The sequence below is a fragment of the Niastella yeongjuensis genome (assembly GCF_900110245.1).
GTDB classification, from domain to species: Bacteria; Bacteroidota; Bacteroidia; order Chitinophagales; family Chitinophagaceae; genus Niastella; species Niastella yeongjuensis.
Genome location: NZ_FOCZ01000010.1, coordinates 138,990 through 154,509 on the forward strand (window position 1 = coordinate 138,990; position 15,520 = coordinate 154,509).

Genomic DNA, 15,520 nt, shown 5'->3' on the forward strand with positions numbered 1-15,520 from the left:
AAAAAGGGTACGGATCAACAATATCTTGAATACGGAAAATGTAACTATTAGAATCTAACCGGACAACGCGTTTGGCTATAGTCGTTACCACCACGGCCTAATCTGAAGCCTAATTTCAGGTTAATTGAGAAAAAAGCATCATTATTGGTGGAGGTACCTCTTTTCTGGCCAGGTCCGTATGGAGCTCCAACACTACCGCTTTTGTTGGCCATTCTTTTTGCCAGGGTTGCCTGTGCATTTGACAAATGGGCAAAGAAGTATGACGGATCGATATAAGTGGTACTTACGTCGTCGATATAGTCAGTATTGGTAGTTCTGTGCAATAATTCAAGGCTAAGATTTACTTTTTCGCTGAAGAAATATTTAGCACCGGCGCCTAAAGTATACTGAAACGCGGTGAGCTTATACTCCTTACGACCAGGAAATTCTGCAAAACCCTGTCCTTCGGTATGTAAAGGTTGCAGATCAACCCATTCATTGGTTAAAGGGTCAGTACCTTGTGGTCTGAAGTGGAAAAAGCCAATACCGATTACCCCATAAGGTCTGATTCTTCCTACTACATCGCTTGGATCTCCTTCGAGGAATACGGTAGGATAAACTTCAGCCAGCAACATACCTTCGGTTATTCTGGAGCGAACGTCTGAGTTACGGTTTTTACGGGCTTCTTCAAGACCGCCTTTGCCTTTGATCAGTGCATCGTCACCTACCAGCGTACCTCTGTTCAATGCTAATCTGAAGCCTAACCATTCATTTGGTTGATAGGTTAAATAAGCACCAAAGATCAATTTGGTTGCGGGAAAGTTGTTGTCTTTAATAAATTTGGTACCCTTACCTGCATTACCTCCGAGGTCACTCAAAAGGTTTGTGGGTCCAACAGAAATACCTGCCTCAAAAACGGAGGAACTTTCAGAAGACTGGCCGAAGGAAGAAATGCATGTACATGCACTTACCAGTAGTAACAAGCTACACCTCCCTACAGAGTGTAAAAATTGTTTCATGAGAATATCAGATTTAGTTTTCAGACGGACTGGGAAAATATCTGGCGCTAAAATAGTAAACGCCAGTCACACATACTATAAACGCAGAATTGTTTGTTTTTTGTGTGCGGCATTCAAAAAAATATCCAAATAAGTGTTTCTATCCAGTATTTTCAACCGATAACTGGTAGAAACATCTTAATGTGTTGAATACCATCTTCGAGATAGATGTCACTACATTGTTGAAATCCCAGGGAAGTGTAGAATTTACGGAGGTAAAATTGCGCACCAATGGTGATCGTAGTTTTCCCAAACAGTTCGTATGATGTACGAATGGAATAATTCATTAGTAGTTTTCCTATGCCGGCATGTCTTACTTTCGGCGAAGTAACAACGCGTCCAATTGAAGATTCCTCATAGGAAACACCTGCAGGTACTAACCGTGTATAACCAGCCAGTAATTCATTTTGCCAGCACATTACATGCATCGATACCTGATCTTTATCATCAGCATCCAGAAAAACACAATTCTGCTCCACTACAAATACTTCACTGCGTAATTGCAGAATGGCGTACAGCTCGTGCGGTGTGAGTTCGTTAAATGGCTTATGTATAAAGGTTAGTTCGTTCAAGTGATAATTGGTTATAAGTAATGCAATATATATAATACGGGGTAGCGGTAATATATTGTAGGTATCGGATGCCAGGTAAAAAAGTGTATTACGGTAAACACTAGTACCCGTACTTGTCTCTCCACAGGTTTTTGAGGTACCTTCTTAGCTCTTCCTCACGGGCATTTTTGCCCGGGCTGTAAAAGGCGCGGCCGGTGAGTGGTGGCGGTAAATATTCCTGGCTGGAGAAGTTTCCTTCATAATCGTGCGAATATTTATAGCCCTTTCCGTAATCGAGTTTTTTCATGAGCCCGGTGGGTGCATTGCGAATGTGCAGTGGCACTGGTAAATCGCCGTGCTGGCGAACTGCTGCCAGCGCATCATTGATGGCCACATAGGTGGCATTGCTTTTAGGCGATGAGGCCAGGTAAATAGCGCATTGCGATAAAATGATGCGGGCCTCGGGGTAGCCTATTTTGTCAACGGCCTCAAAGGTGGCATTGGCCATTACCAACGCGGTAGGGTTGGCATTGCCAATATCTTCGCTGGCCAGTATCAGCATGCGGCGGGCAATAAATTTTACATCTTCACCACCTTCAATCATGCGCGCCAGCCAGTAAACGGCTCCATTGGGATCGCTTCCCCGCATACTTTTAATAAATGCGGAAATGATGTCGTAGTGTTGTTCCCCGCTTTTATCGTATAGGGCAATTCGTTGCTGTGCAATTTCCATTACCGCATCATCAGTTATGATGGCTTTATCGCCCAGGGTATCAGCAACCAGTTCAAGCAGGTTCAATAATTTTCTGGCATCACCGCCGGAAATGGTAATAAGGGCGGAAGTTTCCTTTAGCTCGATGTGTTTTTGCTGCAGCTGCACATCTTTTACAATGGCCTGTTGTAATAATCTGACCAGGCTTTCTTCCTGTAAAGGTTTAAGCACATATACCTGGCAGCGGCTGAGCAGGGCACTGTTCACTTCAAACGAAGGATTTTCGGTAGTGGCGCCAATGAGAGTAACAATTCCTTTTTCTACAGCGCCCAGCAGGGCATCCTGCTGTCCTTTATTAAAGCGGTGAATTTCGTCTATAAATAAGATCGCCCGTTCTTTATCTTTTGCCTCGGCAATTACTTCACGCACTTCTTTCACTCCCGAGCTAATGGCGCTGAGTGTGTAAAAGGGAACCTGTAAAGTATGGGCAATGATGTTGGCAATGGTTGTTTTACCGGTGCCGGGCGGGCCCCATAAGATCATGGAGGGCACTTTTCCCTGATCGATGGCTGTACGCAAAATGCTTCCTTTACCGGTAAGGTGCTCCTGTCCTGCCAGCTCATCCAATGTATTCGGGCGTAACCTTTCTGCGAGTGGTGTTGCTTCCATAGTAATTGGGAAGAAAAATAGCCCCTCAAGTTAGGAAAATTTTACCTGATGGTTTATGGCTTCTGATCAAACTGATCGTACCAGGTATTGATGGTGTTTTCATGAATGGCCCGCCGTAACTTAAACATGCCGGCCAGAAAGACAAAATGTATGATGAAAATGAACCATGAAATAGAAAAAAGGGCGGAGCCATACAACCAGGCGGCTTTGCTTGCGTTAAAAGTGCCCAGGTCAAATACAAATCGAGCCATCCACCAGTTATTTATGATCTGGGCAAACAGGAAGGCGATCAAAATGAAATTGATCAGGTACAGGATGTTGAACCAGCGCTTTTGTTTGGGCGAAAGCGGCACATCGGGATAATTGTAATTCAGCATGGATAAGCCGTGGTAAACAAAAATGAACACCAGGGCATATGCGATGATATTTATAAAGCCAACCAGTGCGTTGTTTTGAATAAAGACCTCGCGAAATGAGAACATGCCTTTAAAAGCAACCAGTATTAATTGTACAATGCATGCGGTGCGGAAAGCTTTCCAGCTTGTAGTTAGTCCTTTCATCCCCTGTTAATTAAAAAGTCCCGATCTCGTCTCAGCTCAGCCGACACGGGATCAGGACTTTAAAGTACTTCAAAAAGTTTATTGCAAATTCAACTTGATCTGTAATTCGTCGAATTGTTTTTGATCGATGGCGCCTGGAGCATCGAGCATCACGTCGCGGCCGCTGTTGTTTTTGGGGAAGGCAATAAAATCACGAATACTTTCGCTGCCACCCAAAATAGCACACAACCGGTCGAAGCCATAGGCAATACCACCATGCGGAGGTGCGCCATATTCGAAGGCCCCTAACAGGAAGCCAAATTTGTGCATGGCTTCTTCCTGGCTCATACCCAGTGCGGCGAACATTTTTTCCTGGAGGTCGCGCTGGAAGATCCGAATGGAGCCACCGCCAATTTCATTACCATTCAACACCATATCATACGCATTGGCTTTGATGTTAGCGTATGGATGTTTCAGGTATTCAGCCGCGTTCTCGATAACAGGGCTGTTTTTGATCATTATTTCTATCTGATCTGGTTTGGGTGAGGTGAACGGATGGTGACGGGCTACCCAGCGGTTGTCGTCCTCACTGTATTCAAACAGCGGGAAGTCCAGTACCCACAGCAATTTAAATTCATCTTTTTTACGCATGCCCAGGCGCTCGCCCATTTCGAGCCGCAGTTCGCTCATGGCTTTACGGGTTCTTTCTTCGGCTCCAGCCAGTATCAGCACCAGGTCGCCGGCTTTGGCACCTGCCGCATCGGCAATGGCTTTCAGTTTATCTTCAGTAAAGAATTTATCTACGCTGCTTTTGTAAGTGCCGTCTGCATTGCATTTAATGAACACCAGGCCCTGCATTCCAATTTGCGGGCGTTTTACCCATTCTGTCAGTTCATCAGTTTGTTTGCGGGTGTATTCTGCACAACCGGGAACTGCAATGGCCACTACAGTTTCTGCATCGTTGAATACTTTGAAATCAGCGCCGGCAATCAATTCGCCGGTAGCAGGCAGTTTGCCGTCTTTGGTGAAAGCTGATTTTATGTTGAGCAACTGCATGCCGAAACGAATGTCGGGTTTGTCGTTCCCGTACTGCCACATGGCTTCTTCCCAGCTCATGCGTTGTACTTTTTCTGTGACCTCGAGGCCTTTTACTGCCTTAAAGATGTGTTTGATCATGCCTTCAAACATGTTCAGGATATCTTCCTGCTCAACAAAGCACATTTCACAGTCAATCTGGGTAAACTCAGGCTGACGGTCGGCACGCAGGTCCTCATCACGGAAACATTTTACCACCTGGTAATACCGGTCGTAGCCGCTCACCATCAACAATTGTTTAAAGGTTTGTGGCGATTGCGGCAAGGCGTAAAACTGACCGGGGTTCATGCGGGAAGGTACCACAAAGTCGCGGGCCCCTTCGGGTGTTGACTTGATCAGGAACGGCGTTTCGATATCCATGAACTGGTTTTCGTGCAGGTAATTACGGGCAGCCCGGTTAACGGCATACCGCAATTCCAGGTTCTTTTTCACCAGGTTCCGGCGCAGGTCCAGATAGCGGAACTTCATGCGCAGGTCATCACCGCCATCCGTATCATCCTGAATGGTGAAGGGTGGGGTAGCCGATTTATTAAGAATGGTGTAAGAAGTTATTTTGATCTCGATATCGCCGGTGGGAATGTTGGGATTTTTATTACTGCGCTCATTCACCACACCTGTGGCCTGTAATACAAATTCGCGACCCAGTGGCTGCTGGTCGAGCTGACTGTTCAGTTCTTCACCCAGTAACAGCTGGGTAATGCCATAACGGTCTCTGAGGTCGATAAAAGTGATGCTACCGAATTTTCTAATGGTTTGCACCCAGCCGGCAAGCGTTACCTGTTGCCCCTGTTGTGCCATTCGTAATTCTCCACAGGTATGAGTTCTGTACATTCCTATAATATTTAAATAATCTGATAAGCTTAGTTAATCCCCGCATTATAATACGCGGGGGCCAAAGGTAATTCAAAACGGCTGCTTTCCTGCTTCCGGTAAGCGGGGAAATCAATTTCGTAACGATTGATTTTCAAATTCCGGCAAAATATAGAGAAAAAACCTAATTCCTGTTATGAACTTTAACACAACTGCCTCCCAATAGCTGCCCGTTACTACCCAATGTTGGGTATTTTTTACTATTTTTCGGTCGGGGAATTTCTTGTTTTGAGCCCATAATTACCAATATCGAATAATGACATCCGGAATTATTTTTTTGCTGATTGTAGTAGTAGCCGGCGGGCTTTCGTTTGCACATTACCTGCGTAACAGGCATCTGGCCCAAAAAGTAAAGGAACAATACGTTAATAAACACATTGAATACGATGTAATACTACAGCGATACATTCCCTATTACCGTAATTTAAATGAAACACTGCGTGAGCGTTTTCTGAAGCGGGCCATTATATTCAAGGCTACCAAACATTTTGAGTTTGTTGAAATGGAGGAGGAAGAGCATATGTCGATCCTCATCAGTGCTGCGGCTGTGCAACTCACTTTCGGGTTACAGCATTTTCTCATGGATCATTTTAATAAGATCTACGTCATGAAGCGCAGCTATCACTATGGGTTGTTCAATGTACCTTTTCAGGGCCATGTGAGTGAAGATGGGATTTACCTGTCGTGGAATAATTTTTTAAACTCTTTTGCGAACTATTCCGATGGTGATAATGTTGGTTTACATGAGATGGCGCATGCGCTGGCGTATGTGAATTTTCCTGAACACGAACATGCGGGGGAAGACGAAGGGTTCCAGTACCGGTGGTTTAAAATGTTCACAGCAACCGGCCGGGAAGTGTTCAACCGCATGCAGGCTGGGGAAATGAATTTGTTGGGAAGTTACGCTGCCACCAATTACCAGGAATTCTGGGCAGTTTGCGTAGAGAATTTTTTTGAACGGCCTTCTTCATTTAAGATACAACTGCCTGAATTATATGATGCTATCTGCAAATTATTGAATCAGGACATGTTAAAACCGGGCATTTTCCTGGAACCGGTTAACGACGATTACAGCCAGTACTAACGATAATTTTACCCGTAGGGTCTTTCTTTTTTAAAATTTTCTTTATACTTTGTAGCCGGATAAGAACCCTCTATAGTTGATCACACCCCTTTAATGTAATTACGATTCCTCCCAAAAATCCCTGAAAGCCGTACACCGATCCATTTTCTCTATTTGAAAACCACTGTTCGTTGATCTGATCCCGTCAAGTCATTACGAAAGAAAAATAGAGCCCTTATGGAGATTTTGATCATTTTTCTGGTGGTCTTCGGCATCATTGTATTGCAAGGTCCTGTTATAAAATGGTACAATTACCTGTACGAAAAGAGACAGTATAAGCTCTTTTTGGCACAGGAAACCTTTTATCATGCCATTGTTGCCCAACACCTGAAATATTACAACCGATTAAGCGTAGATGACCAGCACAAATTCCTCTTCAGAGCTTACCTGTTCAAAAAGGCAAAAAAATTCCATTATATCGAGGTGGAAGAACGTGCTGAAATGCCCATTCTCATCAGTGCCGTGGCTGTTCAGTTAACATTTAAACTGGAAAAGTACCTGTTTAACTTTTTCAAAGACATTTATGTGTTGAAAGACGATTATCACTATGGTTTTTATTCCCGCCCCTTTGAAGGGCACGTAGACCACAGCGGCATTTATTTGTCATGGGACAAGTTTATCAAAGGAGTAAAAGGACTTACTCCCAGTTGGAACATGGGTTTACATGAAATGGGGCACGCGCTGGCCTATGTAAATTTCATTTCCCAAACAGAAGAAGACAAACATTTTAAAAAGGAGTTCAAGAACTTTTCAAAAGTGGCCCGTCCTATTTTTGAAAGTATGCAAAATGGCCGCAAGAATTTACTGGGTGATTATGCAGGCACTAATTACCACGAATTCTGGGCAGTGAGTGTGGAAGTGTTTTTTGAAAATCCCATTCGCATGCGGCATGACATGCCGGAATTATATGCCGCTATGAGTTCGTTATTGCGGCAGGACATCATTGAAATGTTGAACATTAATAAACTGGCAGCCTAACGCACTATTTTACCTCTTTTTCGCCTACCATGATTATTAGTGTTTTATGCCGGATGCAGCATAGTCGCTGCGTTCGGCATTTTTGTTTATTTCTACAGCGGCCTTTGCCTTCTTTTTTTGCAAGGGCGAATAGATAAGATAATAATAAAGCAGGATCAGTATGCCCAGTGAAAAAGGAATGATGCAATAAGGCCTTACCTTTTCATCGACGTTATAAAATTCAGAGATCATCCACATAGAGTTGGCAACGATCCACAAAGCAATGGCCGCATTATGGGTTAGCTCAGCAACAATGTGGCGGTTGCGCCAGGCGATCCAGATGGCGACTATGAGGGTGGGGAAGATCATGGCAATTCCCAGCGGTTTCAATATCAGGCACCAGCAAAGGTCTTTCACCAGCCAGAACAGGATATGCAAATTCTCGATCTTGCGAAACTTCGCAGGTATTACGTACAAATCGTTTGATTCTTCGCCCACGGTAATTGATTTGAAATTATAAATGTATCAGCCCACCTACGCCAGGGCTTCGGCGGGTGAAGCAAAAATATGCCTATTTCGATAATACCCGTTTAAATCGCTGAATATCGGCCTCGGGTTGTAAGGGCGTCTGGTATTGCAGGTGTTGCACCAACCGCGGAGCAAAAAAAGGTGCCAGGGAGCAGCCTTTGGTGCCCATGCCATTAAAAATGCCAATAGCTGGTTGGTTTGGATGAAAGCCGATAAATGGCCGCCGTTCAATAGTAGCCGGGCGTACAGCTGCTGTATGTTCCAACAGGCGAACAGGTGTTTTTATCCATTGCTGTAAAGCCGCCAGGGTCTTGTCCCGGAAATTATCGGTGGGTTGATCGCTGGCAAAATCCCACTCGTATGAGGAGCCAACCCAAAAGATATTCTTCTTCCACGGCACCCAGTTGATCCCTTTTTTAAAGATATTTTGTGTGGGCATGTCCTGCACTTCTACCAGCAGCACTTCCCCTTTATTGGGCGCAAAAGGCAGGTTACTGAACCACGGATTGTTAAAGCCCGCAATGCCATCACAAAAAATGATGCGTTGCGCGGTGAAGCCTTTATAATGAACGGTATCGGCAAGTACCTGTAGCTGTGTGTGATCGAAGGGCTCTTCAAGCAGCCGGTTATCGTTCAACAACAAACGCCGGTAGGCTGGCAACAACTCCGGCAGGTTTACCAGGTAGCAGGGAGTAATGGTGCCGTAACCAAAGTCGTAGTTAAAGTAATTGCTCCATGCGTCGGGATCGTTGTGAATAGAAAGGTATTGGGTATCTTCTGCATAACGTTTTTCATAGGCCAGTTTCATTTGTGGAGTGGGAAAAAAATCAACAATGTCTTTTTGCTCGATGGCCGTGACTTGTAATTGTTTTCCAAGCGCTGTATACTGTTGCCAGGCAAAAGGCATTACCTCATCGATCATCCAGGTTTTTACAATGCGGCGGCCGGTAACCGGGTTTATGATGCCGGCTGCTACTTTGGAAGCGGTGCCTGGTTTGTTGTCATCGATCACCAGAAAGGAATAGCCTGCTTTTTGCAACTCCCAACTTAAAAAGGTGCCGCAAATACCCTGGCCAATAAGTATAAAATCAACGTGCATGGTGCAAAAATAAAGAGTTACAGGTTTCAAGTTTCAGGTTCCAGGTTTCCGGTTACCAGTTTCCCGTTACGCGGCCAAATCTCAATGTATTCCCTGCAACCTGGAACTTGTAACCTGGAACAAAAAAGGCTGCACCTTTCAGATGCAGCCTTAATATGTGGATGATGGTCCTAATTATTCTACATTCACCCGAACACCTTCGCTGTGGCTGGTAAATTCGGGCGCGTACATACATTGAATGGTTGTAACGCCATTGCTGAAAGTACCGGTATGGGTAACAAACAGGGGATATTCAAAAACGTAAGTGCCTTTAGGTAGCTGTCCAAAAAAGAAATTGGTGCTGGCATCTTTTGTTGTTTCATAATAACCCAGTCCGCCCTGCCATTTAAACTGGCTGATCACATTCACTGGTTCCATACAGGCGGCCCGCATATCTTTCATATGCACATATTCCATAGCACGGTCAACCCGCAGTTCTATGCGCACTTTTACTTTGTCGCCCACCTTTATTGCGTCTCCTTCGTTTATAGGTTGCAAAACCGGACCGCGATCGGTATTCTTTTCAACAAACAGTTTTTTGGTCAGTTGCAAGGGTGTGGCTGCCGACGTTATTTTGTCGAGGTTCTCAAAATACTGCCAGTAAACAGCGCCCCAGGCTGCAGGGGCCTGGGTGGGGGGGGAGGTGTTGGTAACAGTTACTTTGATATTGCCCATTTCTGGTTTCACCTGTTTTTCATCAAACACCTTTTTAAAATAACCGGTGCCGGCTTCCTGTTGCTGGTCTTTGCTGCGTACAACAGTTGTACCCAGGTCAATGGTTACATCAGGCGTATTGGTCAACAGGTCGGTGCCTTGCAGCAACAATGCATAGCAGGCATCGGCAGTGGCTTTGGTGGTTTTCCAGTTCTGGGTTTGTTTTTGTTTCAACAACCACAATTTCATATCGTTCACCGATGTCAGATCTTTTGTTACCTCGGTAAAGGTTTCAATCAATACCGACTGAATTTCGATAGGTGACTGGTACCAGTAGTAACCTCCTGTGAATTCTTTCCAGTACATGCCCATTTCTTCATGGTGAATGGCATTCTCTTTTATTGATTTTACAATATTATTAGCGGTTTGTACATCACCGGTACGGAACAGCGACAAGGCGATCATCCCCTGCATGTAGCGGCTTTGTTTTACCCAGTGTTTTTGTGCCTGTGACCGGTAATAGTTATAAGCTTTGAACACACCACCGGGTACACCTGCTTCAGGATAGAAGCTGCGCATATATAAGTACTGAATATGGATCGGGCTGATATAGTCGGAATCTTCTTTGCCCTTATTGTGTTTCAGCATGTACTCATAATCTTCCTTAATGCGGTCATCCAGGTAAGGCAGGGCTTTTTTTACCATGTCTTCCAGCAGGTCATTCTTGGTGTTCACATTCAGTTTTTTCAGGTGGCCCACACCAGTCATTATGTACTGGGTCATGTAACGATCGTCGGCGCCGCCTTTAAACCAGGTGAACCCACCGTTCACACTTTGTAGTTCATGCAGTTTGCTAATGGCTTTTACTTCCTCGTTGCTCATACGCACCAGGTCGAACAGCAGGGCAATGTTTCTCTTTTGCTGAGCTTCATTTTTTGCCTGCATTACCCAGGGGGTTTCTTCCAGCAGCACGGATTTCAGTTCCTCGTTCTTTTGCAGGTTGCTCATCAATGCGGCTGTATCGGTAGTTCTCCAACGCTCGAAGATTTCTTTAACCTTGGGTGATGCATTGGCAATGCTGGTAGCCAGGGCATTGGCATAATAGCGGTTAAAGGTTTGTTCGGCACAATCATATGGGTATTCCATCAGGTAAGGCAATGCCTGTACCGCATACCAGGCAGGGTTGGTGGTAAACTCTACAGTAAGCGAATGATTGTTCAACGTTTCACTGCTGCCACTTTTTAACAGCTTTTCAAACGTAAAGTTTTTGGTGCCATTACCACGAACAGGCAGGGGCAGACTTTCTGTAACCAGCATGCGGTTGCTCACTACCGGCAGTACAGCTTCCTCGCCATCGCTCATGTCGCCTGCTTTGGCTATAAGCCTGTAGGTTACGGGTTTGTTGTACTGGTAAGGTATTTCAATATTAAAGGTTACCGGAACGGTTTGGTTGGCCGGAACGGTGAAATACTGGTTGGGCATTACGTTGTGGAACCAGCCATCAACCGATTGGTTGGTAGTGGCATCTATCAACAGCAATTGTACCTGACCGGTTATTTCCTTATCGGTAAGGTTGGCAATTTTACCACTGAAGTTCATGTGGTCGCCTTCGCGCAAAAAGCGGGGGGCATTGGGTTGCACCATCAGGTCTTTTTGCGTAACAATGGTTTTGGTGTCCATGCCAAACGCCAGGTCTTTGGTGTGCGCCAGGCTCATCCATTTCCATTGTGTTACCGCTTCTGGCATAGTGAAAGAAAATTCAATATTGCCATTGGCATCGGTATGCAGGTCGGGGAAGAAGAACGCTGTTTCGTTGAGGTTGGTGCGTACCTGTATGCCGGAAGCCGCATCTGGCTTCTTTTCATTTTCACCCTGCGCAATTTCGTCGTTTATTAGTTTTGCCGTGTCGTTAGCTATGTTTTTACTGGAAAAGTCAGCGCTAATCTCTTCATCTTTCACTGCTCTTGGCGCTGCTGCCATTTGCGGAGCTGCTGCAATTTTCGCTGATTCTTTCTTTCTCTTGTCGCCACCGCGACCGCCCGCGAGTAACGCGTACACCCTGTGTTCGGGCATGTCCATCAATGCATCATACTCTTTATGAAAGCTTTCATAATCGTTGGTTTCATAATATTTATCCAGTGACTGCACGGTGGCAAAGCAGGTGTTGCTTTCCCAGTTGCGGGCTGGGTAGTAAAGGTCAAATAATGAAGGCTTAGACCAGGCATGGGGTTGAAACTGGTCGAGCGATGCATCGTACATAGCAGTAAGCATTTCTGCCGCTACTTTATCCCCTTTATAACCGCTTATTTTCACTTTCCATTTTTCTGTGCTGCCGGGCAGCGTTTTATCGCGGAATGTTTCGTACCCAATGGTCAATTCCTTATTGGTGTATGGAACAAAGAAAGTTTGGTCGTCTGAATAAAACCGGTTGTGTTTTACAAAGGCGATCTTAATTCCAAAACCACCGCGGTCATTTTCTGTTACCGGTAAATCGAATGAACGGCTGTTCTTATTCAACGTAAAAAAGCTTCTGTCGCTGATATTATCTTTTTTATTCACTTCATGAATGATAAAGGCATCATCTACTGTAGTGCTTACCTGGTAACTGGCTTTTTCACCGGGTTCTACTGTTGTATTACCACTTTCGATGCCACCAGAAGCAAGCGGACTAACAATTGACTGATTGTAAACCTGCACATACCGGATGTCTTTAACTTCCTCGCCATACTTGTCTTTGGTGATGGCTTCAACAGCATACCAGCCGGGTGTTAAAGGAGAATGATCGAGGGTGAAGGGTTTGCTGTTTGAAGTGGTGTCTGTTTTTTCAACCACCTTTTGGTCCTTTGCCCATTTAGAAGGATCGTTTTCATCCTTATACACATCATAAGGGAACAGGCTGTAGAATTCATCCTGTGATAAAACAAACTGGTCGGGTTGCTGCCAAAGCCGGTCTCTGAAGAGGCGGTTGGGCATTTTCAGTTTATGAACAGAAACGGTAACCGTTGTTTTTTCAAACAGGTTGTTGAGGTTGGTGCTGCTGAGGTGTATTTTATTCAGACTGTCGGCATGAATTGTCTTTGGAAGATCCAGGTTTAATTTTAATGCCTGGTAAGCCACCGATACATTGGTGTTGCCGCTTCTTGTTTCACCGGCTACATCGGTAACATCAACGGTTACTTCGTAATCGAAGGTGGGTTGACTGCTTTTCGCAACCGTATTATCGGGTATTGCCTTAAAGCTGATCTTAAATTCGCCTTTGGTATCGGTGGTTACTTCCCCATGCGCTATTTCCATATTCGCTTCACCACGGGGCGGCCAGATCATTTTGCTGTAGCCGCCATAAAACCAATAAGGCATGTTAGTTCTGCGTACCACCCGGTACTTAACCATAGCGCCATCGATGGAGTTACCAGCATACGCTTTGGCGATACCAGTCACCGTTATATCTTCATTTAAACGATAGGTGCCGGTTGGTTTGTTTACCTCAACGAGGAACCTGGGCCGTTTGTATTCTTCTACTGAAATATACTGGTTGCCCACTGCTTTTTCATCAGCAAGCCGGAACTGCCCGTTCAACAAACCGGTTGGGATGGTAAACTTGCCTGAATAAGAGCCATATTCATTAGTAGTAACCGATATGGAATCTACATGCTGCCCATTAGCATCCCATAAAGAAATGCTGGTTGAAAAATTGGGAACAACGGTGTTCTCTTTTGTTTTGCTATTGGAGTTTATAACAATGCCTTTGAAATAGATCGTTTGTCCCGGCCGGTATATAGAGCGGTCGGTAAACAGGAACGCCGTTTTTACGATCTTTTCCTCTTTATCAGGACTTCCGTCATAGGTATAGTTATAAATGTAATCATCCAGGTACAAATGATCATCGCCATGGGTTATTTGCAGCTGGAAATTATGTTCATCCTTGTTTTGTTTGGGATCAAGCTTTACATACCCATGCTCATCAGTAACGCTGTTTTGTCCCTTGTTGTAGGTATACTTACGTTTGATATAGTCGTATGACCGGTACCAGACCTGTACCGTGGCTTTTGTCAGCGGCTGGCCGGTTTCGCGGTTCAAAATAAAATAATCGGTGCCTTTGTTGATGTGCGCAATATTTGAAACATAGAAAAATTGAACAGACATCAGGTTCTCATCCATGGCAAATTGGCCGTTCACGCTGGCGATCAGTGCATATTCACCAATGGGCAATGCATCTACTTTTATTTCTGTGGAATGCTTCTGGTGGTCTTTGGTATCGGGTAATGACTGGCTGAAACTTTTAATAACCGGTAAAGCCAGCAGGTTTTTCCAATACTCATCAGACCAGTTATTGTCCCCAAGGGATTCGCGTGTTTTGCGTTCCATTTTTACAATCCTGAAGCTCAGGTTAGTAAAATTGCGGAAATTGATAAGGGTACGGAAGGGTTGACCGGGCACATTTACTTTTTCTGTTTGCAGGTCCAGTTCACGGTGCAGTATATCATGCCGCAGATTATAGCAATTGGCTTTTCCTTCACTGTCGTCTTTCTGTGCTATAACTTTTTCACAAATACTGATCGCTTTCAAATATTCATCGCGATAAGTTTCTCCCTTCAGGGGATTGTATTGCTGCGCCTGGCTGCTGTGCCACTGGGCCAGTAAATACCAGGCTTGTGTAGCAGCGGGTATCAGGCCATAATGGGAACCAATTTGTTCAAGCGCTTTTACATACAGGGGTTCTTTGTTCTCTACGGTTGCATGATCATGTATGAATTGCAATCTGTCAATGTCCACATCGAGCAAGGCATCGGGTTTGGCATCTGCTGCATGAAACTGCAGCAGGCGTTGGTATAGTTGCAGGGCTTTGTATTGCAGCGAAACGGTATCACGGGTAGTGAAGGTATGCTGCATGAATTTTTTAGCCTCATCAAATGCAACAGCATCATTTATTTCAAAAGCAAAGGCGGGTTTGGTAACGTCGCGTTCATCGTTTTTGAAATACTCCAGCGCACGTTGAGCCAGCAGATCGAACAGGGTAGGGCGTAAATACCGCGTGTTGCCTTTCGTAATAATGGGATCAAACGGCTCCAGCTTTGTTTGTTGTAATAATTTTTCGTTGCTTATAGAGACCAGGTACAATTCACTGATCTTTTTATTAAAATCGTCGATGGTCCAGGTGGCGAAGTCGTCTTTTTTAAAGTTTACCGTATTGGTACGTCTGTATAATTGCCAGCGGTTCTGTTGAAAATAATTCCAGTAAGTTTTAGCGGTTATACTTTGCAGCACAGCCCGTACCGGTTCTTTTGCTTCCGCAAGTTCTGCTTCCAGCTGAAGAATGCTTTTTTGAGTTGCGTTTTCTTCTTTCTGTTGTTGTAATTCTGCCCGGTATAATAGTGCTTTTACTACCTGGGCGTCGTTCCCTTCCTTTTTAGCCTGTGAATAGATTTTATTCACTTCGGTAAGGGCCGATTCGGTAAGACCGCTTTGTTGAGCAAGACTGTCAATATGTTTCCACTCTTTGTCGTATGTCTTCATCTTTTGTTGGGCATATGTTGATAAAAAAATAAAGGCTGTACATACTAACGCTAAAATTCTCTTAAATATCATTCGCCAAATTTTATACAAGTTAATGAATACTGAAGTCAAGGGATTACACGTTAGAGCCTGA

General features: G+C 44.6%; 10 protein-coding genes. 2 read left to right on the top strand and 8 right to left on the bottom strand.

The window, feature by feature from the left end; translation table 11 throughout:
* Window positions 1-47: 47 nt before the first annotated feature.
* The 5 genes from BMX95_RS24480 to aspS form a co-directional block, all read right to left on the bottom strand.
* Window positions 48-998, bottom strand: a complete 951-nt coding sequence (locus tag BMX95_RS24480) for an outer membrane beta-barrel protein (protein ID WP_081197192.1) — start codon at window positions 996-998, stop codon at window positions 48-50.
* 152 nt (window positions 999-1,150) lie between these two features.
* Entirely contained in the window at window positions 1,151-1,609 is a 459-nt protein-coding gene (locus tag BMX95_RS24485; protein ID WP_081197191.1) for a GNAT family N-acetyltransferase, read from the bottom strand.
* A gap of 100 nt (window positions 1,610-1,709) precedes the next feature.
* Window positions 1,710-2,969, bottom strand: coding sequence for a replication-associated recombination protein A (locus BMX95_RS24490; protein ID WP_081197190.1), 1,260 nt, complete (start codon window positions 2,967-2,969; stop codon window positions 1,710-1,712).
* Window positions 2,970-3,022: 53 nt separating this feature from the next.
* Window positions 3,023-3,529: a hypothetical protein gene (locus BMX95_RS24495; protein WP_081197189.1), complete on the bottom strand. Its 507-nt coding sequence runs from the start codon at window positions 3,527-3,529 to the stop codon at window positions 3,023-3,025.
* 78 nt (window positions 3,530-3,607) lie between these two features.
* Complete coding sequence (gene aspS / locus BMX95_RS24500; protein ID WP_081197188.1) at window positions 3,608-5,434, bottom strand: aspartate--tRNA ligase; 1,827 nt, start codon at window positions 5,432-5,434, stop codon at window positions 3,608-3,610.
* Between the two features lie 295 nt (window positions 5,435-5,729).
* Between aspS and BMX95_RS24505 the strand changes: the two genes are divergently transcribed.
* Window positions 5,730-6,557: a zinc-dependent peptidase gene (locus BMX95_RS24505; RefSeq protein ID WP_081197187.1), complete on the top strand. Its 828-nt coding sequence runs from the start codon at window positions 5,730-5,732 to the stop codon at window positions 6,555-6,557.
* 216 nt (window positions 6,558-6,773) lie between these two features.
* On the top strand, window positions 6,774-7,574 hold the full coding sequence (locus BMX95_RS24510) for a zinc-dependent peptidase (RefSeq protein ID WP_081197186.1): 801 nt from the start codon (window positions 6,774-6,776) through the stop codon (window positions 7,572-7,574).
* A 36-nt stretch (window positions 7,575-7,610) separates the two neighbouring features.
* On the opposite strand, the gene BMX95_RS24515 is transcribed toward BMX95_RS24510, so the two are convergent.
* The 3 genes from BMX95_RS24515 to BMX95_RS24525 form a co-directional block, all read right to left on the bottom strand.
* Window positions 7,611-8,051 carry a hypothetical protein gene (locus BMX95_RS24515; RefSeq protein ID WP_177193717.1) on the bottom strand — a complete coding sequence of 147 codons (441 nt, stop codon included), beginning with the start codon at window positions 8,049-8,051 and terminating at the stop codon, window positions 7,611-7,613.
* A gap of 73 nt (window positions 8,052-8,124) precedes the next feature.
* A complete protein-coding gene (locus tag BMX95_RS24520) occupies window positions 8,125-9,180 on the bottom strand; it encodes an NAD(P)/FAD-dependent oxidoreductase (protein ID WP_081197185.1) in 1,056 nt (351 codons plus the stop codon).
* Between the two features lie 174 nt (window positions 9,181-9,354).
* Window positions 9,355-15,387, bottom strand: coding sequence for an alpha-2-macroglobulin family protein (locus BMX95_RS24525; RefSeq protein ID WP_242672961.1), 6,033 nt, complete (start codon window positions 15,385-15,387; stop codon window positions 9,355-9,357).
* Between the last annotated feature and the right edge of the window lie 133 nt (window positions 15,388-15,520).

Coding starts and splice junctions, on each gene's coding strand:
- BMX95_RS24480 (WP_081197192.1), bottom strand. CDS start 998: ATGAAACAATTTTTACACTCTGTAGGGAGGTGTAGCTTGTTACTACTG.
- BMX95_RS24490 (WP_081197190.1), bottom strand. CDS start 2,969: ATGGAAGCAACACCACTCGCAGAAAGGTTACGCCCGAATACATTGGAT.
- BMX95_RS24495 (WP_081197189.1), bottom strand. CDS start 3,529: ATGAAAGGACTAACTACAAGCTGGAAAGCTTTCCGCACCGCATGCATT.
- aspS (WP_081197188.1), bottom strand. CDS start 5,434: ATGTACAGAACTCATACCTGTGGAGAATTACGAATGGCACAACAGGGG.
- BMX95_RS24505 (WP_081197187.1), top strand. CDS start 5,730: ATGACATCCGGAATTATTTTTTTGCTGATTGTAGTAGTAGCCGGCGGG.
- BMX95_RS24510 (WP_081197186.1), top strand. CDS start 6,774: ATGGAGATTTTGATCATTTTTCTGGTGGTCTTCGGCATCATTGTATTG.
- BMX95_RS24520 (WP_081197185.1), bottom strand. CDS start 9,180: ATGCACGTTGATTTTATACTTATTGGCCAGGGTATTTGCGGCACCTTT.
- BMX95_RS24525 (WP_242672961.1), bottom strand. CDS start 15,387: ATGAAGACATACGACAAAGAGTGGAAACATATTGACAGTCTTGCTCAA.